Genomic DNA, 26,549 nt, shown 5'->3' on the forward strand with positions numbered 1-26,549 from the left:
ACGGCCCGCGGCTTTCCCCGGCGCACGGGCCGCCCGCTCCCTGTCTATTTGTTTACTTAAGCAGGCGCCCCGGAGTCTCCCTCATGCCTTTTGTCCGCGCCCTTGTCTTTTAACAAGGAAAAGGCTGCGGAGCAGGCGATGACCAAAGCCAATCCAATGAGCGCCAGGCTGATGACGCCCAGCATAAGGTCATGGCCGGGTCCGGAGCCAAGATATCCGTTTTTGTTGAAGACGGACCAGCCCAAGGCGCCAATGGTGGTGGCCACCATGAACAAAGCCGGAAAAATGACCGGAGCGATGGCCCTGCGCCTCTGGGCCAGCCAGGCTGTGATCACCAGCAGGCTGATGGCGGCGATCAACTGATTGGAGGCGCCGAACAGCTTCCAAATATTTTTCCAATTGCCCGTGGCGGCCAGATAATAGGCGGGCGCCAGGGTTCCCATGGTCGCAATAAAAGTATGCCTTAAAAATTTTACGTTGGAGAACAAGGTCTCCATGAAGATAAAGCGCCCGAGGCGGGTGGAGGTGTCCAACGACGTCATGACAAAGGTCTTCACCATAACCCCGCCCAACAGGGCCGCCACGGCGGCGCTTAAAAACGGCAGGCCCGCATCGCCCACAATGGCGCCGAACCCGTTGCTGAAAGCCACAATCCAGCCTTGCTCCAAGGAAGAGGCGAAGTACAGGCCCGCCGCTTCTCCGGCCGGAGCATTTCCCCACTTGAGGCCCGCGCCCACAACAACAACCACCAGGGCGGCCAGCACGCCTTCCATGATCATGCCGCCGTACCCTACGACTTTTCCGTGGCTTTCCTTGTCCAACTGCTTGGAGGTGGTGCCGGTCCCAACCAGGCAGTGGAAGCCGCTGACGGCGCCGCAGGCCAGGGTGATGAACATAATGGGCCACATGGGTTTATCCGAACCGGTGATGAACGCGGGCGCGGTAAAGTCAGGCCTGGCCGCCACAATTCCCAGCAAGCCGAGAAAAAGCCCCACAAACAATTTCACCGACGAGATGAAATCCCGGGGCTGAAGCAGAACCCAAACCGGAAGCATGGAGGCGATGAGGCAATAACCCATAAGCAGGTTCAGATACAGCATGACCTTGCTTTGATGCTCCCATCCATCCAGGGCAACCGGATAATTGTAACCCACGTAAATTAGAAAGTACGCGAGAAAAACCGCTCCAACAGAGGCTAACACCGCATTGATTTTCAACTTATACACCGCCAGACCCAGCAGGACGGCCACAAAGCAAACGCCGAAGGTCGGGATGACCAGTTCGGGCATATTGGCCAGGGCGTTGGCCGCGCTGACGGCGAACACGGCGATGATAAAGACCAAAGTAATCCAGATGAGGATGCCGAAGGAGAAACGGGTGACGTTTCCCAAGGTGTCTCCGGCCACTTCGGAAATTCCCCGGCCTCGGTGACGTACGGAAAGCATGAGGGACAGATAATCGTGCACGGCGCCGATGAACACGCATCCAATGGCGATCCAAAAAATGGCGGAAGCCCAGCCGAACCAGGCCGTGGCCAGGATGGGGCCGATAATAGGGCCGGCGCCCGCTATGGACGAAAAATGATGCCCCCATAAAAAACTGACTTTGGCCGGAGAATAGTCGATGCCATCCTCAAACTCATAGGCTGGCGTAGGCCTGGAGTCGTCCGGCTTTACGAGGTTTTTCTCCACCCAGGTTCCGTAAAATCGGTATCCCAAATAAAACCAGGCCAGCACGATAGCCATTACGACAAAAGCATTCATCCTTCCCCCTCCTTAAGGTTCCTTGCTATGGAAAAAAAGGCATGAAGCCAGACAAACCAACCCCAAGCCCATCACTCTCCCTCTTCATCCGGGGGTTGCCAAGGGCGAACCCCGGTGTTAAAAGCACAGCATGGAAACAGTAATACCACATAAATGCACGAATGAGCCACTAATTCTGGCCTCGGCGTCCCCCCGGCGCAGTTATCTTTTAGAGCAGGCCGGGCTGGAATTCCAGGTCATTGTGAGCGACGCGGACGAAACCTGCCCGGCGGACGCCTCGCCCAGGGAATGCGCGGCTATGCTGAGCGAAAAAAAAGCCCTGGCCGTGGCCGAAAGCCATCCGGCCCATTGGGTCTTGGGCGCCGACACCATTGTGGTGACCGACGGCCGCATCCTGGGCAAGCCCTCCGGCATGGAGGAAGCCCGGGACATGATCACCATGCTGGGAGGCCGCACCCACCAGGTCTTGACCGGCTTCAGCATATTCCATGTGGACAAAGGCGTGCGCCATACGGAAGTCATTTCCACCCAGGTGACCTTCAAAAGCCTGAGCCCGGACGAAATCGAATGGTACCTGAGCACCGGAGAGCCCTTTGACAAGGCAGGCGCCTACGCCATCCAGGGAATCGGAACTTTCCTTGTCAAAAGCATATCCGGGTCTTACACTAATGTAGTCGGCCTGCCTGTTTGCGAGGTTATCGAGTTTTTTATGGCGCAAGGCGTGATTATTCGAAATAGCGGGAATCATGGATAATACAATCAGCAAAAATTTGCAGGAAATTCAAGAGAGAATCCAAAAGGCCGCGGAAGAATGCGGCCGGGATCCCCAATCCATAAGATTAGTGGCCGTCTCCAAAACAAAACCGGCTGAAATGCTTCGGCAAGCGGCGGCGGCTGGCGCGACGATTTTCGGAGAGAACTACATCCAGGAAGCCCGGGAAAAAATCGCGGAACTGGAGAGCCTGGACGTGGAATGGCACTTTATCGGCCATCTGCAGTCCAACAAGGCCAAGTACGCGGTTCCGTTATTTTCCCTGATTCATTCGGTGGATTCGTTCAAGCTGGCCGGGGAAATCGACAAGCAGGCGGCCAAGGCGGGAAAAATTCAGGACATCCTGGTGCAGGTGAATATCTCGGGCGAAAAAACCAAATCCGGGACGGCCGACGAGGAAGCGGCAACCCTGGTCAAGGAGATTTCCGCGCTGGAAAACGTCCGGGTAAAGGGGCTCATGACCATGCCGCCTTTTTTTGACGATCCGGACAGGGCCAGGCCCTTTTTCCGGCGTCTGCGGGAGTTGGCCCAGGCAATCCAAAACAAGGGCTTCAAGAATGTCAGCATGGTGGAACTGTCCATGGGCATGACCGGGGACTTTGAAGCCGCCATCGAGGAAGGCGCCACCCTGGTGCGGGTGGGCACGGCCATCTTCGGCGCCAGGAACTATAATTAAGGCGACAGCCGTTCATGAAAATTCTATTAAACATTTGCTGCGGGCCTTGCTCCATATACTGCCTTAAAGTATTACGCGAACAGGGCCACGACGTCATGGGAACCTTTTACCGCCATAACATCCACCCCTATACGGAATGCATGAAGCGGGAGGAAACCCTGCGGGAATATGCTGCGGCCCAGGATTTGAGGATGGTCTGGCAGCAGGGCTATGAAATCGAAGAATTCTTGCGAAACGCGGCATTCAGGGAAACCGAACGCTGCCGTTATTGCTACCACAGCCGGTTAAAGGCCGCCGCCATGATCGCCAAAAAAGGAAAGTTCGACGCCTTTACCACCACCCTCCTGTACAGCAAGTTCCAAAAGCACGAACTGATTCGGGAAATTGGGGAGGCCTTGGGCAAGCAATACTCCGTGCCTTTTTATTACCACGACTTCCGGGAAGGCTGGAAGTACGGCATCGAGGAATCCAAGCGTCTGGGCATGTATCGCCAGCAATATTGCGGCTGCATCTACAGTGAAAAAGACCGCTACTACAACGCAAAAAAGGACCAGGAGGCCCGTTAGCCGCCCTTTATGTTCACCAACCTTATTCTTATAATCGCGGTCCTGGTCAGTTATGATTACGCCCCGGAATCCCGGGATCTTTTACTCTCTCAGGGAAAAACGTGGCATATTTTTTTTCTTGCCGCCTTGTTTCTGGTGGTCGCCCGACTGCGATTCAAAAATTTTGCGCGCCGCATCCCCCAGCGATCCAAAAACAGAAACCTGAGCGTCCTGGACAAACTGGCCGTCCAACAGATGCTTATGGCCGTGGTGTTTTTTGTCACGTGCCTGTTTTTGACTCCGCTCAAGCCTTTTTTGCTGGAAATTCCACTCATAAGCAAAATCCCCACCCTGTCGGCCCTGTTGGCCCTTTTTATTTTCCTGGCCTTTTTGATCGCCGTATGGCATATGGCCCATCCCATGTACGCAAAGCTGGGCCAGACCATGGTATCCCGGCGGGAGTACGTCCGGCAGCAGGTCATGCTTGTGGCGCCCATTCTCATCCCGTGGACAGGCTTTTACGGGGTTCAGGACATCCTGCTTCTTATACCAAGCGCCTCCTGGCATGCGGCGCTAATGAGCGCGCCCGGCCAATTGATCTACCTTTTCGTTATGATGACCGCCCTGGTCCTGCTGGGCCCCCGAATCGTCCTGTATTTCTGGGGATGCGCGCCCGTCCCTCCAAGCCCGGAACGGGACCGCATGGAAGCCCTGTGTCGAAAGGCGAACTTCACCTGCGCCGAAATCCTGCGCTGGCCCTTGTTCGGCGGGCATATTCTGACGGCCGCCGTGTTCGGAATCGCAAGCAGGTTCCGGTACATCCTCATGACCGACGCCATGCTGCGGATGGCCGCGCCGGACGAACTGGACGCAGTTTTAAGCCATGAAATCGGACACGCCAAGAAAAAGCACATGCTTTTATTTTTGCTGATTGTCGCCGCTATGGCCCCTGCGGGTTATCTGGTTTGGAGCGCGCTGGAAATACCTGTGCTCTATCTCAGCACGCGCTTTGTCCCCATGAGCATGAAAGCTGAGCAATACGCTTGGTTTTTGAATTTGGCCCAAGGGCTGTTTTTAGTGACATTCGCGGTTTTGTACCTGCGCTTTGTGTTCGGTTACTTTTTGCGGAATTTCGAAAGGCAGGCGGACCTCTATGTATACGAAGTGCTGCCCAGCGCCCTGCCCCTGGTGACCATGTTCCGGAAGATCGCCTTTTTTTCAGGACGCTCCGCCGACGAACCCAACTGGCATCACTTTGGCCTTAATCAGCGCATCGATTATATTCTCAAATGCGAGTCCAACCGGCTTTGGATAGACCGGCACAACGCCAAGGTGAAAAAATCCTTGCTGATTCTGGTCGCTGTTTTTGTCGGGACATTGGTCGCCCAAGGCGCTCTGGCCTGGAATGGATTCCATAATCGCGTCAGACTGGGAGTGACTCTGGCGGCCCTGGAAGCCAGACCGGACGGCATGGAAGAGCTTGACAAAGCTCCGAGCCTGCTGGGGGATATGTATCTTGCCGCAAACGACATTGAAAACGCCATTGACGCCTATGAAAAGGCCCTGCAAATCCATCCTGACGACGCCATGGCCTTAAACAACCTGGCCTGGACCTATGCAACCTGCGAGAAGGAAGAGCTCCGAAACCCGGAAAGAGCGCTGGAACTGGCTCTGCGGGCCGTGGAGATTTCTCCCCGTCCCCACATTCTGGACACCTTGGCGGAAAGTTATTACGTGAACAGCATGTACGATAAGGCCGTGGAAACCCAGACCAGGGCCATAAAAGCAGGGCCGCTCTCCGAAGAACTGAACGATTACCAGGAGCATCTGGACAAATACATGCAAGCCAGGGACGGAAATTAGGTTTATATTACAAAAAAATGTTGCCAGTAATTCGGTCGGGTCACGCGGAGCTTTGCGCCGTCCTTAAAAAAGAGTGGCTCTCATACGGGTTCCGAGTTTACCGAAGCCTTGGTGCATCCAGCGCAGCGACGCGCCATTGTACAACCTTCCATCAAAGACGGATTGAAACGACTCCTGTATTGTCGGGTTGAAGTCCAAAATCCTTCCCGGTTAACAAACACGCCAACGCCGGACTTCATAACCCGACCTACAAAGCAAATGCGATTATATTACAATATGTTAAAACAACTTCCGCTCCGAACAATTTGAATTAACAGCCTAATCCTTTTTCTTGGCTTCCATTTTTTTAAAGCGGCGTTCCGTGTACCAATCCACCTGGCGGCAGATTCCCCGGACAATCTTCACGTCCCGGGCAGTGAGGGGGTGGCGGGTGAAAAAACGGCGGATGTTGTCCATCCAATGATCGGGATTCTCCGGGTTGATAAAGTCGATGCGGACCAAAAGTTCGGAAAGCTGATCGTACATGGCTTCCAAATCGAATTTGTTGGCCAGCTTGGGCGTGCTTTCCCTGGGCTTATCGCTGCCGGCCTTGAACAACTCGTAGCAAACCAGCAGAACGGCCTGGGCCAGATTCAGGGAGGAAAAGCCGGCGGTGCGGATGTTCACCAACTGGTGGCACAGGCGTACGTCTTCCGTGGAAAGGCCTCGATCCTCCCGGCCGAAAACCAGGGCGACCCTGTTTTCCCCGGTCATGGAAATGAGCTTGGCGGCCATGTTCTCCACGGTCATGGCTTTACGGTGGCTGCCAAGCCGGGCCGTGGTTCCCACCACCCAGTTAAACTCCTTAAGGGCGGTTTTCAGGTCGTCCACCACCTCCATGGAGTCGATAAGATGGCGCGCCCCGGCGGTGGCCATGGGGTAGATTTTTTCCTGGGCCAGGCTTTTAGGCTTCACCACAATGAGCCGCTCAAGGCCCATATTAGCCATTGCCCTGGCCGTCCCTCCGATGTTTTCGGGGATTTGAGGCTCGCACAGGACAATGGCTATTTTTTTAAAATCAACGCTGTGGGGCATTAACCGGCCAGTTCGTACTCGGTGAAGAAGAAAGCGATTTCCTGGGCTGCGGTTTCCGGAGCGTCGGAGCCGTGCACGCTGTTCTTTTCCTTGTCAATGGCCAGGTCGGCGCGGATGGTGCCTGCGGCCGCTTCCTTGGGATCGGTGGCGCCCATGATTTCGCGGTTCTTCAGGATGACGCCTTCGCCTTCCAGGATCATAGGCACGCAAGGGCCGGAAGACATGTAATCGGTCAGTTCGCCGTAGAAGGGGCGTTCCTTATGCACGGCGTAAAAGGCTTCGGCCTGGGCCTTGCTGAGCTTAAGCAGTTTCATGGCTACGATTTTGATGCCGGCGTCCTCAAAGCGTTTGACGATGTTGCCAATGAGGTTTCTTTCCACGGCGTCGGGCTTGATGATGGAGAGTGTTCTTTCCATGGTTGATGTCCTTTCGCGTTAAATAATTGTTCCTTGGGTTCAATGCGCAACAATTCCAGCGAGGGATTAGCAGAAGGATACGTTCAAGTCAACAGCGGCAATGTTTGGATTTTTTAAGTACAGGTGTATTTTTCCCAAAAAATCGGGTTGTCAAATCGCTGAAATGGGTTTATGAAATAAGATTATTTCACTTTATTTGTCCCTAAGGAGGAGACGATGGCAATCAAGGTCACTAAGGCATCCAATTTGAAACCCCACCCTGCTGACGACAAGCTGGGATTCGGGAAGATTTTCACTGACCACATGTTCAACATGGACTATGCCGAGGGTAAAGGCTGGTTTGATCCCAGGATTGAACCTTACGCGGCTTTATCCTGCGACCCCGCCATGCTGGTATTCCATTACGGGCAGGCGATATTTGAGGGACTTAAAGCGTACAGGACTCCCAAAGGAAACGTTCAGCTTTTCAGGCCCCAGGCCAATTTCGCAAGGTTCAACCGCTCGGCTTCCATGCTGTGCATCCCGAATTTTGATGAAGCCGAAGCCCTGGACCATCTGAGGCAACTGATCTCCGTGGAAAAAGACTGGGTTCCCAGTTCTCCCGGCACCAGCCTGTACATCCGGCCGACCATTATCGCTACGGACAATTACCTGGGCGTGGCTGCATCCCAGACTTACCGTTTTTTCACCATTCTGTCCCCGGTGGGCGCCTACTACGCAGAAGGCTTCGCCCCCATCAAGATTTTGGTGACCACGGAGCATGTGCGCGCCTCGCGCCAAGGCATCGGCGAAGCCAAGACGGCGGCCAACTACGCAGCCAGCCTGCTGGCGGGTCACAAGGCCGCCAAAGCCGGTTACACCCAGGTGCTCTGGCTGGACGCCGTGGAAAGAAAGTACGTGGAGGAAGTGGGCTCCATGAACATCTTCTTCGTCATCGACGGAGAAGTGGTCACCCCCGAACTGAACGGCAGCATCCTGCCCGGCATCACCAGGGATTCCGTCCTGACCATGGCAAGGCATTGGGGACTGCCCGTTTCCGAACGGCACATCTCCATCGAAGAAATCTTCGAAGCCAATGAGAACGGCAAGCTGGAAGAATGCTTCGGCACCGGAACCGCCGCGGTCATCTCCCCCGTCGGCGAGTTGCGTTACGACGAGCGGGTCATCACCATCCGCAACAACGAAGTGGGCCCCTTGTCCCAAAAGCTGTACGACGCCATCACCGGCATCCAGTTCGGCGAAAAGGAAGATCCCTTTGGCTGGATCGTGCCCGTGGATTAAAAGATCCCACATTACTGAACGACCCATACACGGGGAAAGCCGGATGCAGAAAACGGCTTTCCCCGTTTTTTTCCATGCGTTTCAAGGCACAGCATGGGAACGAGGGCTAACGTCCACCATGCTCGATGGAAGGCGACTTTGAAGACTGACCTGAAAATTTTTTTAAATTCCCCCCTGGATATCGGGGGAAAAACCATCGCCAACCGCCTGATTTTGGCGCCCATGGCAGGGTTGACCCATATCGCCTTTCGAGAGGTCATGGCTCTGTATGGAGGATACGGCCTTTTGTACACGGGCATGGCAGGCGCCAAGAGCGTCCCCCATGAGAATCCCAAGGTCTCCACGGTCTTCTCATGGAGGGAGAAGGAACTGGACCACACGGTCTGCCAAATTTTTGGGTCCGTTCCGGAAACCATGGCCAAAGCGGCGGAACGCATCGAGGCGGAGGGCTTTTTCGGCGTGGACATCAATTGCGGCTGTTCGGCCAGAGCTATTTGCCGGTTCGACTCGGGCGCGGCCCTGCTGGCCAAACCGGATCTGGCGGCCCAAGTGGTGAGGGCGGTTCGCAAGGCGGTCAACATTCCCGTCATCGTAAAATTCCGCACAGGCTGGAAGGACGACCCCGCCCACGCCGTCTCCATGGCCCGCCTTTTTTGCGACGAAGGCGCGGACGCGCTCATCTTCCATCCCCGTGTTGCGCCGGACCTGCGCACCCGCCCCCCAAAATGGGAGTATATCGGGCTGGTCAAGGACGCCGTCAAGGTTCCGGTTTTCGGCAACGGCAATGTAATCAGCCTGGATGACGCCGCAAAAATGCTCTCCATGAGCGGCTGCGACGGCGTTGCCTTGGGCCGCATCGCCCTGGCCCAGCCCTGGATCATGGCCCAGTGGTCACAAGGCATGAAGCCGGCCCTGGAGGACTACAAGACAGCGGGAACGGCCATGGCCTCCTTTTGCGCCAAACGTTTCGAGCCGCGAACCGCTTTTCTCCGATTCATGAAATTTTCCCCCTATTACTGCGCAAACTTCCAGTTCGGCCACGCCTTGCATAAAAGGCTCTTCGCCGCCAAGGAGATTGACAATATAATCCCGGTCTTGGAAAATTTTTTCCAATCCGATCCCCCTTTAAACAAGCGGCCCACCCCCGGCCTATTTGTTTAAATAGCAATGCCTTAAAACATGGGCGCCCATGGCGCCGCTTGACAAAGCCCGTCCCTTGCTGTCATTTTGTGTATTGCAATTTTCAACCATATGGCTATATTATAGAGCAAACGTTCGTTTTTTCATCCCGGACATGCCCAGAAAAGGCGGGGGGCTGGCTGGCTCGGGACCTTACCCCCTCTCCCAATCCCCGCATCGGAAAATAATCATATGCATGAAATGGGTATCGCTCTGCAGATTGCGGAAATCGCCAAATCCGCCATCCCCAAGACTCCCGCTGACCTGAAGGTGAAAGCCGTCAACCTGAGGGTGGGCAAGCTGACGGCCATTGTACCGGACAGCCTGCGCTTCTGCTTTGAAATTGTGGCAAAGGATACGCCCTTGGCGGAAGCGGAGCTTAACATCGAGGAAATTCCAATCGTTGCGGTCTGCAAGGAGTGTTATACGGAAACCATTATAACGGATGCAGACTTTTCGTGCGAAAAATGTAAAAGCGGCAAGCTGGACATCATTTCAGGCAGGGAACTGACCGTCAGTTCCATTGAGGTGGCGGATCCCGAGGAAATGAAACAGGCCCAAAAGAAATCCAAAAAGGAAAAATAAGCAAAGGAGCAACCATGGAAATACCAGTCGTACGCAAGGTCCTGGACGTCAATGACACAATGGCTCAGGAAAACAGGGATTATTTCACCCAGCAGGGCGTGTATGTCTTTAATCTCATGAGTTCTCCGGGGTCGGGCAAGACCACCCTGCTGACCAAAGTGCTGCAAAAATTGGCGCCGGAAATCAAAGCCGCGGTGATCGTTGGGGACGTGTGCACCACCAACGATGCGGACCGCCTTTCCGTCACCGGCGCGCCCGTGGTTCAGATCACCACGGACGATTTCGGCGGAGACTGCCATCTGGCCGCCCATGTCATCCGCAGCGCAGCCAAGGAGCTTGATTTAACGGACATCGATCTCTTGATCGTGGAAAACATCGGCAACCTGGTATGCCCGGCCGAGTTTGAGATAGGCGAGGATTCCAGGGGCGTGGTCCTTTCCATCACGGAAGGAGAAGACAAACCCCTCAAGTACCCCTTGATGTTCCGGGTTTGCAATGTGGCCATCCTCAATAAAATGGACCTGGTCCCCTATCTGGAAGTGGATGCGGACCTGGCGGTGAAAAACATGCTCACTGTGCATCCTGAAATGCCTGTCTTCAAGACCAGCGCCACCAAGGACGCCGGCCTGGATGAGTTCGTTGACTGGCTTAAGGGAGAGGTGAACAAGAAGTTCGGCAAATAACGAGTCCTGAAGCACGCTTTGGAGCGAATCGCGGAAAGCCGCAGCCGAACTGCGCAGCATACTTCTGCTCTTAAGCAAGATAGCTCCATATCGGCCGGCCCATACCATCATAATGAGTCCAAGGAGGATTTATGGGAAAAACCGTCTACGAGCAATTCGCAGAGAAGATAATGATCCCGGGATCAGGGATCGTCCCCCAGCTTATCGCCATGATGACCACGGAGCAGGAAGCGGAAATGCTTCTATCCATGCCCGCCACGGCCCAGGAACTGGCGGATAAGTTTTCCATGGATCTATCCGACGTGGAAGACAAAATGGTGGACTTCTTCAAAAAAGGCCTGGTTTTCAAGTCGTATAAGCCCCAGGGAATCGTCTACCGTATGCCCCGGGAAGTCATGCAGTTCCACGACGCCACCATTCTATGGCACGGCGCCACCCGGGAGTATCACGACCTATGGCAGAAATTCATGGAGGAGGAATGGCCGGAATACACCAAGATGCTGGAAAAATTCCTGCCCCGGCCCTTTTCCAGGATCATCCCGGTGGAGCAGTCCCTGAATCCCAAGTCCCAGATTCTTGCTTATGAAAGCTGCAAGGACCTGATCGAAGACAGCGAAGACATTGCGGTGACCAAGTGCACGTGCCGCGTCATCGCCCACAAATGCGACAGTCCCGTGGAGGTCTGCCTCCAGCTTGGAAAATCCGCCCGATACGCCCTGGAAAGGGAGACGGGCCGAAAAGTCTCCAAACAGGAAGCCCTGGACATCATCAAGCAAAGCGAGGAAGCCGGGCTCATCCATGTGACCATGAACCGGGCTGAAAACATGCATTTTATCTGCAACTGCTGCGGCTGCTGCTGCATGGCCATGCCCATGATGGTGGAGTACGGCCGGGCCATGAACGATCCCAGCCGTTTCTGCGCGGTGATCGACGAAGACGCCTGCGAAGAATGCGAACTGTGCATAGAGCGGTGCGTGTTCAAGGCCATTGAAATGGACGACGACAAAGGCGCCGCCGTGGTGGATCCGGACCGTTGCATGGGCTGCGGCGTGTGCCAGGTCACCTGTCCCGCCGACGCCATTGTCCTGGACGAAGTCCGGGAAAAGGAATTCATTCCCATGACCTAAGGACGATTATTCAACCAACGCAAACCACAAAGGGGAAAGCCTGGATGAAAAGGCTTTCCCCTTTCTTTTTTTGGGGGAATATTGCAAGCCGACCGCCCTGAAGGCCGGCTTCCATATTGTCAGGCCCCCTATAAGAGTGAAAAACTTTCCGCAAAAAGGTTAAAGGATCCTTTTATACATGTTGGGGGATTTGCCAAACCAGCGGCGGAAGGCGCGGCTGAAGTTGCTTGAGTCTGAGTAGCCAAGTTGAAAGGCGACATCGGTCACGGATAGATGGGGATAGCGAATTAAATTTTCCGCCAAATGCTTTCGCGTTTCGTCAAGAATTTCGGTAAAGGAGGTTCCCTGATTCCGTAGATGCCTTTGCAGGCTCCGCGGGCTAATTCCCATGGACTGCGCCGTTGTTTCAATGCTGGGCTCCCCCAGGGGCAGCGATTTGAGCAGTCGGCTCCTGACCTGCTGGTCGAGCCGTTCGGTCTTACAGCGGGCAAGATAATCGAAAACAAGTTTGTCGTTTTGCATTGCAATTTCAGCATTTGCAGTGAGCAGGGTCTTGTGAGCGTCCTGAAGGCTGAAAACGATGGCATTATCTTGCATGGCAAAATACACCGGGGCCTGGAACAGTCGCTCGTACTCCCTGCCCTCCCCCCACTTTTCATGCATGAACTCCACCTTTACAGGATTAAGCGAGGCATCATAAAGCATCCTGGCGTAAAAAACCGCCGCCGCCATAAAGGCATCCACCGAGGCTCCCACAGGCAAGGGGCGTCCGGCAAAGGGGGTGAAACAGAGAGCATCGCCGTCATCCCGCGAGTCAATGCGCACTTCCACTTCATCGCTGATAATCTGATATACCCGGCAAAGGCGTTCCAAAGCCTCGCGCAAGTCCCGGCTGGCCAGCAATGCGGGGCCAAGGGCATGAAAGGTGACCGGGTGAATATGCCGGATTACCCGCAGGCCAAGGCAAGGATCCCTGGATTGCTCCACGGCAAGATTCCATAACCGCGCTATCTTATCTATCTCTATTCTCTGGCCGGGTTGTCCAAGAACCTTCTCATCAATCGCGGCTTTTTTCAAAAGCTCTTTGCTGTTGAGGCCGTAAAAGGCGCAAGTCCTGGCAATAACGACAGCCCATGAACTGATGGTTGTGGGATGCGTTGCTAAAAATTGATTCATCGCTCAAGCCCTGGCATCGAATGACTGAAAGTTGGCATTTACTGACCTGAAAAACAGGCGAAAACCCTGTACATGGATCTGCAGGCGGAACGAGTCTGTAAACATAAATAGCATGAAAATGGAATTTTTCCAATTGATTGGTCTGCAAGCGGCCGCCATTGCCGCGTTTAAGGAGAAGAGCATGAAAAATAGGCTGACGGGATTTGGGTTCCTCCTGGCGGGAAGCGTCAATATTGCCGGGATTCTTCTTTTCAGCAAGTTGTTTACCAATGACCTGATGCAAAGTCTTGATCCCGCGGTTTTTTCCAATGTGGGCATTGCATCCATAATTTTATGGGGCATGGCTTACCTGTCTGTCAGGGATCGATTTCAGGCCGCGCCTCAAATTGTGGGAGTTTTCATGGTCGAAAAGTTTTTTTACGCTGCTGTTTGGGGTCAATGGATTTTTCATCATTGGAAGGACCTGGGGAACGTTTATCAGGAGGACCTGATTACAGGCCTTTTTTTCTCGGTCTACGGGCTGAATGATTTTCTATTTGGGGTGTTTTTTCTAATTGTCTTTATTTCGTGCACCAGAAAGGGAGAAAGTGATGACCCAGTTGTCAGGATCTAAAGCAGTGATAACAGGCGGAGCAATGGGAATCGGGCTGGCGACGGCCAAGCGGCTTCTGGACGAGGGATGTCAGGTGGCTATATGGGACATCAACAAGGAAGCCCTTATGCAGGCGGAAAAGGAACTCAAGGAGGAAGGGGATCGAGTGCTTTTTTGCCAGTGTGATGTGTCGGATGAAGAGCAAGTCTATCATTACGCCCAAGTTGTGCAAAATGCCATGGGCCAGGTGGATATTTTAATAAACAATGCGGGGATGGTTGTTCCCGGACGGTTTTGCCAATACAAGCCCTCTGTGAGGGAAAAGGAAACCCGAGTGAACCTGCTGGCCATGTATTACACGATTTACGCCTTTCTGCCTGGGATGTATGAACGGAATTGCGGCCACATTGTAAACATATCCTCGGGCGCGGGCCTGGTGGGCATGCCGGACCTCGCCGCATACTGCGCCGCCAAATGGGCTGTATACGGCCTGACCGAGTCTTTGCGTTTTGAAGCGATCGTGGATGGAAAAACCGGCGTGCATTTCTCCTCCGTTCATCCGGGCATTCTTAAAAAGGGCATGTTTGAGGGGAGCAAGCTGAATCTGCTGGGAGAAATAATGATTCCCCGCGTGAATGACCATGACTCGATTGCCGGAGTAATCGTGAACCGGGCCTTAAAGAAAAACCGGTATATTGTCAAGTTCCCCAAAAGCCTGCATATGGGCCCATTGGCGCGCGGGTTGATGCCGGATCGCATGATGAACAGCATTATGCTGCTGGCCGGAATAGGGGATTCCATGAAAAACTGGACCGGGTCCGGGCGGGATCAATAAACAAAATCAAGAACATGCTGCTTGATGGGGATCTCCCTTACTTCCTCCAAAACTCAGGGACGAAGAGGATGATGACCGTATAGATTTCCAGGCGGCCCAGGAGCATGCACCAGACCAAAAGCCATTTACCGGCCAGGGGGATATTGGCAAAATTGTCCATGGGGCCGACCCCGCCGATCCCGGGGCCAATATTGCCGATAGTGGCGGCCACAGCGGCCATGGAGGTCACCAGATCCACGCCCATGGCGGCGAGACCCAAGGCTGAAATGGCGAACAAGCCCATGTATAAAACGAAAAAGGCGCACACGCTGTGGAGCACTTCCTCGGGAACCACCCTGCCCCCCAGCTTGACCGGAATCACGGCCCTGGGGTGGATCATACGGAACAACTCCCGGTAGCAATATTTAAAAAGCAGCATGACCCGCAGGCATTTGATGCCGCCGCCGGTGGACCCGGCCGAGGCGCCCACCACCATGCAAAACATGATGAGAAGTTGGCTCAGGGCCGGCCATAGCTCGTAATCGGCCGTGGCGTATCCGGTGGTGGTTATGATGGAGGAAACCTGAAAGGCCGAAGCCCGTATGGATTCGTTCAGGCTGCTGAACACCTTCCCGTGGATGTCCAGGGTGATTACAGCAACCAGCACTAAAACAAGGCCCAGGAAAAACCGGCATTCGGGGTCCTTCCACAGGGCCATGGGCTTGCCCCGCAATAACTGAAAGTGCAAGGAAAAGTTAATGCCCGCCACGATCATAAAGAAAATGATCACCCATTCAAAATAGGGGCTGTGATATTGCCCCACGGAGGTGTTGAGCGTGGAAAAGCCGCCCGTGGGCATGGTGGTGAAGGCGTGGCAAACCGCGTCGAAAACGCTCATGCCTCCCACAAACAGCAGCACGGCCTCCAAGACCGTAAACAAGGCGTACACCTGCCATAGGATGACCGCTGTGTCGCGGATGCGGGGCTTTAATTTGTCGGGAACAGGCGTGGGCACTTCGGCCTTATATAACTGCATGCCGCCTACTCCCAAGAACGGCAGGATGGCGACGGATAAGACAATGATTCCCATGCCGCCCAGCCACTGGATCATGCTGCGCCACATCAAAAGCCCCTTGGACACGCCTTCGATGTCGGACAACACGGAGGACCCGGTGGTTGTGAAGCCGGACACGGATTCGAACACCGCGTCCGTAAAACCCAAAAAAGACGAAGAAAAATAAAAGGGCAGGGCGCCGGCCACGCCGACCGCGGCCCAGCCCAAGGCCACAATGGCCATGCCTTCCCTATGGCTTAGGGTTTCCTGCTTTTTGGTAGGGGCCGCCAGATAAACCATGGCGCCCACCAAAAGCGTGATCCCCATGCCTTTGGCCAGGGGTATTATGCTCTGGTCCTGATAGTACAGGCCGACCAGCATGGGCAACGCCATGGCCAGCCCGCAAAAAACAAGCAAAATTCCAACAACGGAAAATGTGTGGCCCCATCTCATATTATAATCCTAAACTTTTTCCGGAGGGACATGGCCTTTTCTCAGGCGTCCTGTTGGTTAAAAGAACTCCAGCTTGACGGCCATGGCCTTTTCGATTTTCGGAATGGCTTGTTGGGAGCATAACAGAATAATCCGGTCCGCAGGCTGAATCACGCTGTCCCCCTTGGGGATGATCACCTCGTTATCCCTTATGATGGAAATAACCAGCGCGCCCTTTGGAAAGCTGATGCTTTTTAAGGGCTTTCCCACAATCTCCGCGGTTTCGAGAGCTTCGGCCTCCAAAACCTCGGCGCGCTCCCCTTTGAGGGATACGGAGGACAGCACTTTGCCCCGCCGGACATGCCCCAAAATCGTATTAATGGCGGACAATCGGGAACTTATGACGTGCTCGATCCCAATAGCCGTGGTCAAGGGAAAGTATCCGAATTTGTTGATCCTTGTGACGGCAATGGGCACGCCCATGCGTTTGGCGAGCAGGGAGGTGAGGATGTTGGTTTCTTCGTCCCCGGTCACGGTGATGACCACGTCCATATCCTCGATGTTTTCCTCGGCCAGCAAGCCCTGATCCGTGCCGTCCCCGTTCAGCACAACCACGTTATTCAGGGCTTCGGCCAACCGGTTGCACCGCTGCGGGTCGTCCTCCACGATTTTTACATACACGCCGCTCTGGGCCAAAGCCCTGGCCAGACGCATGCCAATGCGGCCCCCGCCCACAATAAAGGCCCGCTTCACGGGGCGGGACTCCTTGCCGAACAGCTTCAGGGCCGTGTGCAGATTGGCGTCGTCCGTTACAAAGTACACCAGGTCCCCCGGCACAAGGGAGTCGCGGCCTGTGGGGATGATCAACTCCTCATCCCGGACAATGGCGGCGATGAGCAGATGGAAGTCTCCGGTCACCTCACGCAATTTGGTCAAACGCATGTTGGATAAAGGAGACAGTTCGTCCAGGCGCACCCCGATCAGTTTGATGGCGCCGCCGGAAAACTCCGCCACGTCCTCGGCCCCCGGAACCTCCAATAGCCTCTGGACCGTGCGCACCAATTCCACTTCCGGATTGATGACCGTGTCAATGTGTGGGGGATCATCCCTTAAGCGGTCGGTAAAATCGGTGTAATCCGAGTCGCGGATGCGTATGAGCTTGCGGGTGGCCGGGGAAAGAAGATCGCAAACCAGGCAGGAAACCAGGTTGGTTTCGTCCGAATCGGTGACGGCCAGCAATATGTCGCTTTGGGAAATTCCCGCCTCCCGAAGCACTTCCGGACTGCTGCCCGATCCTTCAAACACCTGGACGTCCAGTTGCTCCGAAACCCTTTTCAACGCCTTGGGATCTTTGTCTATGACGACCACGTCCTTGTTTTCTGTGGCCAAACGGCTCGCAATATGAAAGCCGACTTCCCCCGCGCCTACAATAAGGATCTTCACGCATTCCTCCCTGTTCCGGTTATGGTGAGTAAAGGGCTTTGTAGTACAGCTTTTGGGCGGGTGTCAATCCAAGACGCGCAATCCGGCGCACAGGCTAAAAAACAGGAGAAAGTAAAGCCAGTCGGTTTTTTGGGCGTGCAATCCGCGGGACGTGGGATTAGGGCCGAAATTCCGGGACACAAGGGCCAGGGTAAGGTCCTGAGCCCGGGTGAAGGTGCGCTCCATCAACGGGGGAACCAAACGGGTGATGCGATATACCGGATTTTTCCTGTTTTCCAGGCCGCGAGACCTTTGCGCCTCCTTGATGGAATCCGCCTCCTCCATGATGATGGGGATGAAACGCATCATCAACGTCAGCATCATGGCCGCCCGGGCGCCGTCCATGAACGGGATAGGCTTAAAATACCACCTGACCGCGGAAAAAACGCCGCTTGTCCGCGTGGCGCCCGTAAAAACCGCGCTGGCGATCAAAACCACGAACAAACGCCAACTGATAAGCAGGCCGTCTTCCAGTCCGTTGACCGAAAACCAGGGAATTGCGCCGTTAAAAACGGCCGGTCCCGGCGTGACGGCGCCGCGAACCAGAATGATTCCCACAAGAAAAAGGAGGAACACCTGGGCGTTTCGGATCATGGTAAAAGCGGGAACCTTGCCGGCGATCGCCGTGAAGGCTGCTATAAAAAACAGCCCCAAAGCGGCGTAAGGGCCGCATTGCACCGTGGCCAGGCTCAAAACGACAAGAGCCGCCAGCTTGAACCTGGGGTCCATCCTGTGAACGGCCGTGGCGCCCGGCGTGTAAACAAAAAGGTTTACTCCAGCCACGAATCGACCTCCCGGCCGAATAACGAGGCGCAGGGACGGCGCACGCCGAATTTTTCCAGGTCCGGGGTCGCCTCATCCAGAGAGCAATCCAGGGCCAGGCGTCCTTTGTCCATGACCAATATACGTCCGGCGTGGGCGGCGACCTTTTCAATATCATGAGTGGCCACGATGATGGTTTTGCCCAATCCGTGCAAATTCACCATTTGCTGCAGCACCTGCTTCACCCCCGGATAGTCCAGGTTGGAAAACGGCTCGTCAAACACGATCACCCGAGACTCCATGGCCAGCACGCCGGCAACCGCCGTCCGCTGTTTTTCCCCGCCGGAAAGCAAATAAGGCCGGCGGTCGCCCATATGGCCCATGCCCACGGCTTCCAAAGACGCCTTCACCCTTTTGTTGATCTCCTCCTCGGGAAGGCCCAGGTTTTCCGGGCCGAAAGCCACGTCGTCCGCCACGGTCTCCCCCACGATCTGGTTTCTCACATCGGAAAAAACCATCCCCACAACCTGGCGGGCTTGAACGGGGTTCTTTTTGGTGGAAACGCCGGCCACAAGCACCTCTCCTTCGGAAGGAAGGGACAAGGCGTTCATGTGCCGGAGAAGCGTGGTCTTGCCCGAACCGTTCTTTCCGCACAGGATGATGAACTCTCCCGGCGCCGCCCTGAAAGACACCCCGGACAAACCCATTATTCCTCCGGAAAAGGTATGGGAGACGTTTTTAAACTCAAGGACTGAGTCGGCCATGTTATTCATCCGATTTAAAGCGCCGCAGCATATTTCTGATTCCCACAATCAAAGAGGCGTTGGCGGCTATTTTTATAACGTCCCCTAAAAGAAAGGGCGCCATGCCCACCGCCCAGGCCTTTCCCCACGAAAAACCGGCCATGCTTTTTAATCGGGACACGCCGATGGCGTACACGAGCGCCGAACCCAGAACCATGGCGAGCACGTCATAAACCATGGCCTTGGTCACAGCTCCCGCCGCAGGATTGTGGTGATATTTTTTTCCCAGGCCGGAAATAAGCCCGATAAGAACGACCGCAGGCAGGTACGCAAAAAGATAGCCCCCGGTGGGCCCCATAAACTGCACCAGCCCGGCGCCGCCTCCGGAGAAAACCGGCATCCCCAATATGCCCGCCAACATATATATCCCCACGGAAGCCGCGCCCCACCAAGGCCCCAATATAAGCCCGGCCAGCATGACGAACATGTTCTGCAATACAATGGGCACTGGCCCAATGGGAATGGCGATGTAAGCGCCGACGGCCATCAGGGCCGCCATCAGAGCGCCCAGGACCATGTTCCGGATTTGCGTGAATGAAAAGGCGTTTTCTTCGCCGATATTTTCGTTCATCTTGAATAACCCTTTATTGCCTGCATAAAAATTGAGGCGCCTTAACTTTCCTGCGCCTCCCCCGACTGATAAAAGCAGTCCCCATGAAAAACCTCCTCCAACCTGCCGTCCGCCAACTCCACTATCAAAGATCCCTGGGAGTTTACATCCACGGCTCTGCCTTCCAGCACGTCCCGGGTAGTCTGAATCCTCACCGGACGGCCTATGGTGGAAGTATACTGCTTCCACTGCGCGATTACGTCTTCGTCCTTGTTCTTAAGACGTTCTTCCATAGAATCAAGAAAACCGGTCAGTATTTTCCTCCGGGGAAACTCCTGCCCCAGCAAGTCGCGGATGGAAACCGCATTAGGCTCCGCTTTGGAAGGATTGTTGTTGACGTTAACGCCGATTCCCAGATTCACGTATTGGACGAATTCATCCTGCGTCGCCATTTCCGACAGCATGCCGTTCAGCTTTTTCTCGCCCACCAGGATGTCGTTGGGCCACTTTACCGTTGCGTTGATGCCCGTCAAATTCCTGACCACCAGGGCCAGGCTGACGGAGGCTGTAAACAAGACTTTATAGACCTGGTTGATGGGAAAAGAAGGCCTTAGAATTACTGTGAAATATAGTCCCCCATCCTGAGAGTCCCATACCCGATTCAACCTTCCGCGTCCTTTTGTCTGCCTTTGCGCTACCACCGTGGTCATATGAGGGCAGTCGCTTTCCGCCAAGTCCCTGGCAATTGTCATGGTGGACGTTGCTTCTTCATAATAATGAATCAGCGGCGCCCTCTCTCCAAATTCCCAAGGGTACAAAAAATCCCCTTCGTCTTCCAGAGTATACCCTGTAGAACCCGCCGTGATGGAATAGCCCCGCTCCCGAAGTCCATTAATATGCTTATGCACGGACACGCGCGATACGCCCAGGTCCTGGCTGATTTTTTCTCCGGACAAGGGAGTTGTCGCCTCTTTTAACAAACCGACAATTTTTGCTTTCATAAAGATCCTCGTATAGGGCTGCAGGGTTCTTTTATTTGGGGCGCGGCCTTTTTCGTTAACCACTATGCTTATACCCATTAACGATTTAAAATGCAACTTGTGAAATATTTCTTTTGCCACAAGTTTTGTCAAAAAGGCGCCACAGTGATGAGCCATTTGTCCTGGCAAGCAGGATTATGCCCTGTTTTGCGGGATAAGAGGGCAAAGGAATTTTTTCACAATCGGAGCGGGCCCGGCAAAATACGCGAAAACACTTCATTTTAATTTTTTTTGAAAAAACCATCAGTTTTGGAATCGATTTTGCAAGTAAAAAAGGCGACAGCAGAAAGAGACAAAATCGGCTTCCCCCCTGGGCGCCCTTTCCACACAACCTTCAGCCGTAGAAGTGTTTTGGTTTTTGATGTTCTTTTTTTGTAATCCGCCTCTTTAGGCCTAACCCCCCGCACCGGGAAAGTGTTCGTAGGAAAGGATGACTATGAGAAACCTTGACTGCCCATACTACAACACATGCCTCACTAGCGCCGCCAAGCATAATCTTCCCGATTGGGACTGTGGTCCTTGCCCTAACAGGGATGTGAAGTGTGAAAGGGAAGAACCTGATATGGTCGCCTACCATATCTTATTGCGGGCGATTTTCGACCCTGAACAATATGCCATGTACCTGGGCTCCAAGCCCATGCACAAGCCCAGACAAAAAGCCGTTGCCAGTCAACAAATGGCGTCGATGTAGAAAAGCGCCGCCAATGGGATTCTTCCTGACGCTTGCCGGGCAAGCCAAAGGAAATCCCTACACCCTTCGTGTATATGTAGGTTCCCCGGGCTGCTGGGATGCAGCCCACATGAAGTTGTCCTGTATTATCCCGATGCCATCCACTTAAAATTGGTTGATTTTGGGGTGCAATATAGCAAGGGAGAGGTGCGCCTCGGCCTCGCCCCATATAACAAAACCCCGGACCTCTTGTTGTGTGGGACCCAACAGGCGTGTCGGGGTTTTGCTTAAAATGAAAACCCAATCCTCCGGGAGGCTGGAGGGATCTTGGCCTATTGTTCGAAGAGCCTGGCGGAAAACTTTGGGATTGATCGGGCGCCCTGCTTGGAGCCGTCGCAAGTGGCATAAAAAAGAAAAAGCCCCCGAAACCAGGCTGGGGGAACCAGTAACCTGCCTCGGGGGCTTCCCAAAAGGGGATGGGGACGGTCTGCGCTGTTAAGTTTGACACCGGATCAGGTTGGTAGCGCTTCCCGTTTTCCGAGTGCATAATAACCCTATTTTTTTATTTACGGCAATGAAACGCTTCACAGTGAATATAGGATAAAATTCACAAATAATACAGGCAATTCACAATAAGGGCAGCATATGCTGAACGAGATTCGCCGATGTTTTCCGCAAATTCATGGATAAAACCCGCGCAATGCCCTTCAACAGCTTGATCCCTATTTCAGGATTCTCCGTCACCACTCTATGAAACTGGCTTCTGGTCATGGTTATTAATTGACTTGGCTTGCGGGCTATAACGGTGGCCGAACGGGGAAAATCGTCTATAACCGCCATCTCTCCAATGGAGCTGCCTTGAGGCAGACTGGTAAGCTCGGCGAACTTGTCGCCCTCCAGGCATTTCACGACGGCCAACAGGCCTTCCGCCACAAAACAGACAAAATCGCCTTTGTCGCCCTCTCTAAAAACCGTTTCTCCCGCCTCGACGGTCAACAACAGGGTTTGCTTGGACACCGCCAACATTTGCTCGTGCGTCAAATCTTCAAACATGGGGATCACGGATAAACACGCTAAAATATCCTGACTTGCCATGCTGTTAAACCCTGCTCCAAAATCATTATTTTGCATTGCATTCGCCTCCTTGCCAAGCCATTGATGCAAAAGGCTTACCAGCCATGCAAAAAAAACAAACGATAAACGGCGGCCCGCCATGAAATCGGCCCAGGCTGCCCGACTTTTTCAATCTATTCTTAAGACACTTCTTCCCAATAGGCTTTAGCCCCCGCCCTCTGGAAGGCGGCGACCATTTTTTCCGCGGTTTCCCGGTTTACGCCCTTTTTCACCACGCGCGGCTTGCCCGAAAAAAAGCCCTCCACTTTGGAGACGTCCACCTTGTAGAGCTTGGCAATGCCCTGCTTTACCTCGTCCAGGGTTTTGCCCTCAATAAGCTCGCCTTTGTAAAGGACATTGTATGCAGACGGCGCAGGCGCGGGCTTTTCCAACGGAATCTCCAACTCCGCTTGAACAGGTTCAGGAGCGGCCTGAGCCGGGGCTGGGGCCGCCTCTTTTTCCTCTTTCACCGGTTTGCCTTCGGCGGCTTCTCTGCGTGCTTCAATGGCTTTGGCAGGCGCCTCGATCCCGCTGGGATCAAAGGTCAATTCCACGCCAAATCCCTTGCAGCCGGGGTTATGCCCCTTTGCAAAAGAGCCGGCGGAGGCATTAGTGAGTTCACCCAGATCCAAGGGCGTACCCGACTCGAAGCTCTCTTCCACCTTGCCGAGCAAGCCCTGAGTGTACTCGGTGGCCAAAGGGCCGCAGGTGTGGCAGTTCAGCCTGACGGCGCCAGACAAGAGCTTGAATATTTCCTGAGAATCCAAAAGAGCATAACGCCCTTTCAGTTCTTTGAAAAAGCCTTCCATGATCAATGGAATTTGCAACATGGGCGTGGTGATGGCGCTTTTAGCCCCCAAAGCCTTGACCACAAAGTCGTGCAGCGCCTCGTCGGAAAGCTCCTTGCCCATTTCTGCGTCCTTGCGTTTGGAGGCATCGTTGTTATCGTCGCCTTCCTTTCTATGCTCGTAGTCGGGAACGGCTTCCTGGCCCGCAATGGAGACAATCATCTCATCCGCCGCTTCAAAAAGATTATTGATGACGTCCAACTCCGGCCAAGTGGGAAAAATCTCGTTCCTGGCCAGAATATAAATATTCTTTCTGAATTTCTTTCTGGAATACGGGGCCAGACCCTGCCTTGCAGCGGCGTCCAGGTCCTCCTCCCTGTCAGGATTGAGCTGGGACCAAATGGAAAGGGCCGCCCCTAAAAAACTTTCCGGTTCGGCTTTCATGGTGGTCATGGGCATGTCCCCCACCATTTTCATGGTCGTGGAGTTGCGGTTCTCATTAAAAAACTCCTCAATAAAACGAACTTTCAGGCCCTGCCGGTATGCCAGGATTGCCTTTAGCGTCCGGGCGGCTTGCTTGCCCGGAACCGGCAGGCTGGACAGCGCCTCCATGGCGGAGTCCTGCACTTTGGGATCCTCCAACGCCGTGAGCAACGGCTCAAAAGCCTCTGCCTTTTTCATACGCCCCAAAGAAAGCGCAGCCTCCCGCCGCACTTTGGGCGTTATCCATATTTTCCACTTAGGCGGATTAAGATCGGCAATAAGTTTTTCCACATTGATCTTTTTATTGGCCATGACAAGTCACTCCTTGACTGGGAACCGTTATATGCAACCAACAGGACGTTGATCGGAGCTGTTAACCGGGAATGAATCGAAGTAATTCATAATCCTAAGCATAACATATGTCAATGAAATCAGCAAGAAAAGCCGATGTTTTACATAGGCCGGCCATGTGAATGACTTCACCCGAAGGATATGAAAACGTGCACCATCTCCTGCAAAAGGAAATCCGGACGGCGCAATCCATAATATTAACAAGGTTTATGCCTGCTTGAACAAGCAGGATCGACCCGGTTTAAAGTCAATCCTATTAACCGGCGTGGAAGCAAAGGAGCCCCAGGCGGGGGGTCCGCCTGGGGCTCGTTGAGTTAAAAGGGGTGAGGCAGGCCCCGGGGAAGCCCGTTAAAGGCTTCCCAAAGGCCTGTGTGTTTATTATTCGTCGTCTTCCGGGGTGATGCCCTTGCCTTCGATCACGAACAGGTCGTCGAACGGAGCAAAGACAGAATCGCCGAACACGTCCAGCTGCAGCACGTAAGGCCAGATCTCGTTGCCGATCACCGCCTGGTTCTGAGCAATGCCCTGGAAGTACCAGTCCGTGAACTGGTTCACGCCGTCCACAACTCCGCCCACGCCGGGAGCTGCGCCAGGCTCTTCGGAGTTGAACAGCACCAGGCCCGGGATTCTTTCGTCCGGGTACAGGGCGTACACGTCGCGGCCCTGGAGGTTGGCGGACAGCCAGCCGTCGTCCAGGCCTCCGGCCTCGATGAACAAGGCGCCGGTGACGTCCACGTCAATGGGCAGCTCAAAGACGCCGATGGTGCCGTTGGTGGCCTGCAGGTAAGCCCAGGGAGCCGAGATCACCGTGGTGGTGTCCACATCCAGGTTCAGGATGGATCCGCTGGTGATGATCCGGACCGTTTCGCTTCCCCTCACATCGCCCACAAATGCGTTGCCGTACACGTTGTCCAGCGGCGTGGGATCGATGTTTTCCAGGTACACGTTCCCGTTGTTCGGGTTGGGCGCCAGGCCATGGTCCGCCTTGACCACCACAAAGTCGATGTCCACCGGGTCGGGGTACGTGCCCAGGCCCTGCTGGATGAAGGTGATATTGCCGTCGCCCGTGGTCAGGCTGTTCACAACCACCCGGCTGTCGGCTTCGTTCCACAGGATGATGTCGCCGATCGTGGTGTCCGCCGTGATGAAGTCCGCCTCGGTTTCCAAGGGGGCGTTCATGCCGATGCCAAGGCCTGCGTTCAGGTCCATGGTCGTGGCCGTGATGTCGATGTCCAGGAGCGCATCCGGTTCCGCCTGCAGGTCGTCGATGAACCCGGCCGCCGTGATGCTCACCGTATCGCCCAGAGCCGTGATGCCGCCCGCGGCCGTTCCGATGAGGATGTCGCCGTTAGGCGTGGTGTTGGTGATGGTGATATTACCGTCGCCCGTGGCTGCTCCGCCGGCCGTGGCCAGTTCCACAGTCAGGTCCGTGGTTCCGGTGTAGCCTTCTTTGGAGTACTGGTCAAAGTTGATGTCTCCGGAGCCCGTGGTCAGGGACGTGATGGTCACCATGGCCGGGGTGGACGCTTCGTTGTCCAGGTCAATGGCGCCCGTCACCGTGTCCGCCGCGATGGTGTTGGTAATCTCCATCTCGATGGCTTCGGTATTGCCGATGCCGTCCACCGCGTTCAGGTCCACGTTGGCTGCGAAGATGTCCGCATCCAGTTCGTCGGTCACGTCGTTGATGGCGCCCGAGCCCGCCGCCGTGATGGTCACGTCGTTGCCGATGGCCGAGACCACGCCCAGGGTGATGTCGCCCTTGGTGTTGGTGATGGTGATGTCGCCGTTGTCGGTCCGGGCCAGGGTCACCAGCAAGTCGCCGGCGGCCGTGCTGTCGTAGTTGATGTCGCCCAAAGCCGTGGTCAGGCTGTTCACCGTCACAAAGCCCGTAGCGCTGTTGTTCAGGTCAATGGCGCCCGTATCCGTGTCCGCGTCCACCGAGGTGGTCGTGGCCAGGTTGATGGCCGCAGTGGCGCCGATGCCCGTGTCCGCATCCAGGTCCACGGTCGGCGTGGTGATCAGGGCGGAGCCGGTTCCGTCAATGAAGCCGTCCGAGTCGATGGTCACCGAGGTCAGGCCGGTCACCACGTCCACCCAGATGTCGCCGTTCGCGCCGTTCTGCACATACACGTCGTCCTGGCTGGTCACCCGGGTCAGGATGATGCTGTCGGTCTCATGGATGGTCACGTCGCCCACCGCCTGGATGTCCGCGGATTTCACCGTGGTGTCCACGTTGGCGTAGCCGGTGATGGCGCCACCCGCGTCGTTGTCAATGATCAGGGCGGAACCCGCTGCGATATCCGTGGTGGAGTCGCCGTCGTTCTGGACGCTGCCGTTGGGCAGGTGCAGGCTGACGTTCGAGCCCGCATCGATCTCGTTCACAATGATGTCCCCGGCGTTCAGCAGGGTCACGTCCACGCTCTTGCCGGCGTCAATGTCCCGGAGGGTCACGCCGTCGAACTCTTCGATGACCAC

Annotated in this window: 24 protein-coding genes; 11 read left to right on the forward strand and 13 right to left on the reverse strand. The window is 54.9% G+C overall.

The genetic code is table 11. From position 1 onward, the window contains the following. Nucleotides 1–56: 56 nt before the first annotated feature. Nucleotides 57–1,763, reverse strand: a complete 1,707-nt coding sequence (locus tag G491_RS33060; RefSeq protein WP_051327589.1) for a carbon starvation CstA family protein — start codon at nucleotides 1,761–1,763, stop codon at nucleotides 57–59. 130 nt (nucleotides 1,764–1,893) lie between these two features. Between G491_RS33060 and G491_RS0128645 the strand changes: the two genes are divergently transcribed. From G491_RS0128645 to G491_RS0128660, 4 genes are read left to right on the forward strand one after another with little or no spacing between them, the layout of a single operon-like run. After that, entirely contained in the window at nucleotides 1,894–2,517 is a 624-nt protein-coding gene (locus G491_RS0128645) for a Maf family protein (protein ID WP_028316969.1), read from the forward strand. After that, a complete protein-coding gene (locus G491_RS0128650; protein WP_028316970.1) occupies nucleotides 2,510–3,211 on the forward strand; it encodes a YggS family pyridoxal phosphate-dependent enzyme in 702 nt (233 codons plus the stop codon). Before G491_RS0128645 ends, G491_RS0128650 begins: the two co-directional genes overlap by 8 nt. Before the next feature lie 14 nt (nucleotides 3,212–3,225). After that, a complete protein-coding gene (locus G491_RS0128655; protein WP_028316971.1) occupies nucleotides 3,226–3,777 on the forward strand; it encodes an epoxyqueuosine reductase QueH in 552 nt (183 codons plus the stop codon). 9 nt (nucleotides 3,778–3,786) lie between these two features. After that, a complete protein-coding gene (locus tag G491_RS0128660) occupies nucleotides 3,787–5,619 on the forward strand; it encodes a M48 family metallopeptidase (RefSeq protein ID WP_028316972.1) in 1,833 nt (610 codons plus the stop codon). A 318-nt stretch (nucleotides 5,620–5,937) separates the two neighbouring features. On the opposite strand, the gene G491_RS0128665 is transcribed toward G491_RS0128660, so the two are convergent. Both G491_RS0128665 and ndk read right to left on the reverse strand, forming a co-directional pair. After that, nucleotides 5,938–6,693 carry an RNA methyltransferase gene (locus G491_RS0128665; protein WP_028316973.1) on the reverse strand — a complete coding sequence of 252 codons (756 nt, stop codon included), beginning with the start codon at nucleotides 6,691–6,693 and terminating at the stop codon, nucleotides 5,938–5,940. Continuing rightward, a complete protein-coding gene (gene ndk, locus G491_RS0128670; RefSeq protein WP_028316974.1) occupies nucleotides 6,693–7,109 on the reverse strand; it encodes a nucleoside-diphosphate kinase in 417 nt (138 codons plus the stop codon). Before ndk ends, G491_RS0128665 begins: the two co-directional genes overlap by 1 nt. A gap of 216 nt (nucleotides 7,110–7,325) precedes the next feature. Here ndk and G491_RS0128675 point away from each other — a divergent pair, with 216 nt between their 5' ends. The 5 genes from G491_RS0128675 to G491_RS0128695 all read left to right on the forward strand — a co-directional run bounded on the left by G491_RS0128675 (nucleotide 7,326) and on the right by G491_RS0128695 (nucleotide 11,964). Further along, on the forward strand, nucleotides 7,326–8,390 hold the full coding sequence (locus G491_RS0128675; protein WP_012609538.1) for a branched-chain amino acid aminotransferase: 1,065 nt from the start codon (nucleotides 7,326–7,328) through the stop codon (nucleotides 8,388–8,390). Nucleotides 8,391–8,528: 138 nt separating this feature from the next. Further along, complete coding sequence (locus G491_RS0128680) at nucleotides 8,529–9,551, forward strand: tRNA dihydrouridine synthase (protein WP_248635552.1); 1,023 nt, start codon at nucleotides 8,529–8,531, stop codon at nucleotides 9,549–9,551. 210 nt (nucleotides 9,552–9,761) lie between these two features. Then, the gene (gene hypA, locus G491_RS0128685) at nucleotides 9,762–10,154 is read left to right on the forward strand and encodes a hydrogenase maturation nickel metallochaperone HypA (protein ID WP_012609536.1); all 393 of its coding nucleotides are present in this window, start codon (nucleotides 9,762–9,764) and stop codon (nucleotides 10,152–10,154) included. Nucleotides 10,155–10,168: 14 nt separating this feature from the next. Continuing rightward, nucleotides 10,169–10,837 carry a hydrogenase nickel incorporation protein HypB gene (gene hypB, locus G491_RS0128690; RefSeq protein WP_028316976.1) on the forward strand — a complete coding sequence of 223 codons (669 nt, stop codon included), beginning with the start codon at nucleotides 10,169–10,171 and terminating at the stop codon, nucleotides 10,835–10,837. A gap of 131 nt (nucleotides 10,838–10,968) precedes the next feature. Then, nucleotides 10,969–11,964, forward strand: coding sequence for an ATP-binding protein (locus tag G491_RS0128695; RefSeq protein ID WP_028316977.1), 996 nt, complete (start codon nucleotides 10,969–10,971; stop codon nucleotides 11,962–11,964). Nucleotides 11,965–12,123: 159 nt separating this feature from the next. Here G491_RS0128695 and G491_RS0128705 read toward each other — a convergent pair whose 3' ends face one another. Beyond that, nucleotides 12,124–13,140: an AraC family transcriptional regulator gene (locus G491_RS0128705; RefSeq protein WP_028316978.1), complete on the reverse strand. Its 1,017-nt coding sequence runs from the start codon at nucleotides 13,138–13,140 to the stop codon at nucleotides 12,124–12,126. 181 nt (nucleotides 13,141–13,321) lie between these two features. Between G491_RS0128705 and G491_RS0128710 the strand changes: the two genes are divergently transcribed. Beyond that, complete coding sequence (locus tag G491_RS0128710) at nucleotides 13,322–13,753, forward strand: hypothetical protein (protein WP_012609532.1); 432 nt, start codon at nucleotides 13,322–13,324, stop codon at nucleotides 13,751–13,753. Then, nucleotides 13,731–14,567, forward strand: coding sequence for an SDR family NAD(P)-dependent oxidoreductase (locus G491_RS0128715; RefSeq protein WP_028316979.1), 837 nt, complete (start codon nucleotides 13,731–13,733; stop codon nucleotides 14,565–14,567). Before G491_RS0128710 ends, G491_RS0128715 begins: the two co-directional genes overlap by 23 nt. A gap of 37 nt (nucleotides 14,568–14,604) precedes the next feature. On the opposite strand, the gene G491_RS0128720 is transcribed toward G491_RS0128715, so the two are convergent. The 9 genes from G491_RS0128720 to G491_RS36050 all read right to left on the reverse strand — a co-directional run. Next, complete coding sequence (locus G491_RS0128720) at nucleotides 14,605–16,053, reverse strand: TrkH family potassium uptake protein (protein ID WP_028316980.1); 1,449 nt, start codon at nucleotides 16,051–16,053, stop codon at nucleotides 14,605–14,607. Nucleotides 16,054–16,110: 57 nt separating this feature from the next. Then, nucleotides 16,111–17,475: a Trk system potassium transporter TrkA gene (gene trkA, locus G491_RS0128725; protein ID WP_028316981.1), complete on the reverse strand. Its 1,365-nt coding sequence runs from the start codon at nucleotides 17,473–17,475 to the stop codon at nucleotides 16,111–16,113. Between the two features lie 63 nt (nucleotides 17,476–17,538). Further along, nucleotides 17,539–18,297 (reverse strand): energy-coupling factor transporter transmembrane component T family protein, encoded by a 759-nt coding sequence (locus G491_RS0128730; protein WP_028316982.1) that lies wholly within the window; start codon nucleotides 18,295–18,297, stop codon nucleotides 17,539–17,541. After that, nucleotides 18,285–19,040, reverse strand: a complete 756-nt coding sequence (locus tag G491_RS0128735; protein ID WP_028316983.1) for an energy-coupling factor ABC transporter ATP-binding protein — start codon at nucleotides 19,038–19,040, stop codon at nucleotides 18,285–18,287. The genes G491_RS0128730 and G491_RS0128735 overlap by 13 nt, the downstream gene beginning before the upstream one ends. Nucleotide 19,041: 1 nt before the next feature. Then, nucleotides 19,042–19,650: a biotin transporter BioY gene (locus G491_RS0128740; protein ID WP_012609526.1), complete on the reverse strand. Its 609-nt coding sequence runs from the start codon at nucleotides 19,648–19,650 to the stop codon at nucleotides 19,042–19,044. A gap of 41 nt (nucleotides 19,651–19,691) precedes the next feature. Further along, nucleotides 19,692–20,630 carry a biotin--[acetyl-CoA-carboxylase] ligase gene (locus G491_RS0128745; protein ID WP_169829543.1) on the reverse strand — a complete coding sequence of 313 codons (939 nt, stop codon included), beginning with the start codon at nucleotides 20,628–20,630 and terminating at the stop codon, nucleotides 19,692–19,694. Between the two features lie 1,336 nt (nucleotides 20,631–21,966). Beyond that, on the reverse strand, nucleotides 21,967–22,470 hold the full coding sequence (locus G491_RS0128755; RefSeq protein WP_012609523.1) for a cyclic nucleotide-binding domain-containing protein: 504 nt from the start codon (nucleotides 22,468–22,470) through the stop codon (nucleotides 21,967–21,969). 122 nt (nucleotides 22,471–22,592) lie between these two features. After that, nucleotides 22,593–24,035: a HEAT repeat domain-containing protein gene (locus G491_RS0128760; protein ID WP_028316986.1), complete on the reverse strand. Its 1,443-nt coding sequence runs from the start codon at nucleotides 24,033–24,035 to the stop codon at nucleotides 22,593–22,595. A 417-nt stretch (nucleotides 24,036–24,452) separates the two neighbouring features. Then, a partial coding sequence (locus tag G491_RS36050; RefSeq protein ID WP_028315685.1) for an autotransporter outer membrane beta-barrel domain-containing protein occupies nucleotides 24,453–26,549 on the reverse strand: 2,097 nt, incomplete at its 5' end.

This window comes from Desulfatibacillum aliphaticivorans DSM 15576 (genome assembly GCF_000429905.1).
Taxonomy (GTDB): Bacteria; Desulfobacterota; Desulfobacteria; order Desulfobacterales; family Desulfatibacillaceae; genus Desulfatibacillum; species Desulfatibacillum aliphaticivorans.

Bases quoted from the DNA above. Each gene is read 5' to 3' on its own strand.
- G491_RS33060 (WP_051327589.1), bottom strand. From the start codon at position 1,763: ATGAATGCTTTTGTCGTAATGGCTATCGTGCTGGCCTGGTTTTATTTG.
- G491_RS0128645 (WP_028316969.1), top strand. From the start codon at position 1,894: ATGGAAACAGTAATACCACATAAATGCACGAATGAGCCACTAATTCTG.
- G491_RS0128650 (WP_028316970.1), top strand. From the start codon at position 2,510: ATGGATAATACAATCAGCAAAAATTTGCAGGAAATTCAAGAGAGAATC.
- G491_RS0128655 (WP_028316971.1), top strand. From the start codon at position 3,226: ATGAAAATTCTATTAAACATTTGCTGCGGGCCTTGCTCCATATACTGC.
- G491_RS0128660 (WP_028316972.1), top strand. From the start codon at position 3,787: ATGTTCACCAACCTTATTCTTATAATCGCGGTCCTGGTCAGTTATGAT.
- G491_RS0128665 (WP_028316973.1), bottom strand. From the start codon at position 6,693: ATGCCCCACAGCGTTGATTTTAAAAAAATAGCCATTGTCCTGTGCGAG.
- ndk (WP_028316974.1), bottom strand. From the start codon at position 7,109: ATGGAAAGAACACTCTCCATCATCAAGCCCGACGCCGTGGAAAGAAAC.
- G491_RS0128675 (WP_012609538.1), top strand. From the start codon at position 7,326: ATGGCAATCAAGGTCACTAAGGCATCCAATTTGAAACCCCACCCTGCT.
- hypA (WP_012609536.1), top strand. From the start codon at position 9,762: ATGCATGAAATGGGTATCGCTCTGCAGATTGCGGAAATCGCCAAATCC.
- hypB (WP_028316976.1), top strand. From the start codon at position 10,169: ATGGAAATACCAGTCGTACGCAAGGTCCTGGACGTCAATGACACAATG.
- G491_RS0128695 (WP_028316977.1), top strand. From the start codon at position 10,969: ATGGGAAAAACCGTCTACGAGCAATTCGCAGAGAAGATAATGATCCCG.
- G491_RS0128705 (WP_028316978.1), bottom strand. From the start codon at position 13,140: ATGAATCAATTTTTAGCAACGCATCCCACAACCATCAGTTCATGGGCT.
- G491_RS0128710 (WP_012609532.1), top strand. From the start codon at position 13,322: ATGAAAAATAGGCTGACGGGATTTGGGTTCCTCCTGGCGGGAAGCGTC.
- G491_RS0128715 (WP_028316979.1), top strand. From the start codon at position 13,731: ATGACCCAGTTGTCAGGATCTAAAGCAGTGATAACAGGCGGAGCAATG.
- G491_RS0128720 (WP_028316980.1), bottom strand. From the start codon at position 16,053: ATGAGATGGGGCCACACATTTTCCGTTGTTGGAATTTTGCTTGTTTTT.
- G491_RS0128735 (WP_028316983.1), bottom strand. From the start codon at position 19,040: ATGGCCGACTCAGTCCTTGAGTTTAAAAACGTCTCCCATACCTTTTCC.
- G491_RS0128740 (WP_012609526.1), bottom strand. From the start codon at position 19,650: ATGAACGAAAATATCGGCGAAGAAAACGCCTTTTCATTCACGCAAATC.
- G491_RS0128745 (WP_169829543.1), bottom strand. From the start codon at position 20,630: ATGAAAGCAAAAATTGTCGGTTTGTTAAAAGAGGCGACAACTCCCTTG.
- G491_RS0128755 (WP_012609523.1), bottom strand. From the start codon at position 22,470: ATGCAAAATAATGATTTTGGAGCAGGGTTTAACAGCATGGCAAGTCAG.
- G491_RS0128760 (WP_028316986.1), bottom strand. From the start codon at position 24,035: ATGGCCAATAAAAAGATCAATGTGGAAAAACTTATTGCCGATCTTAAT.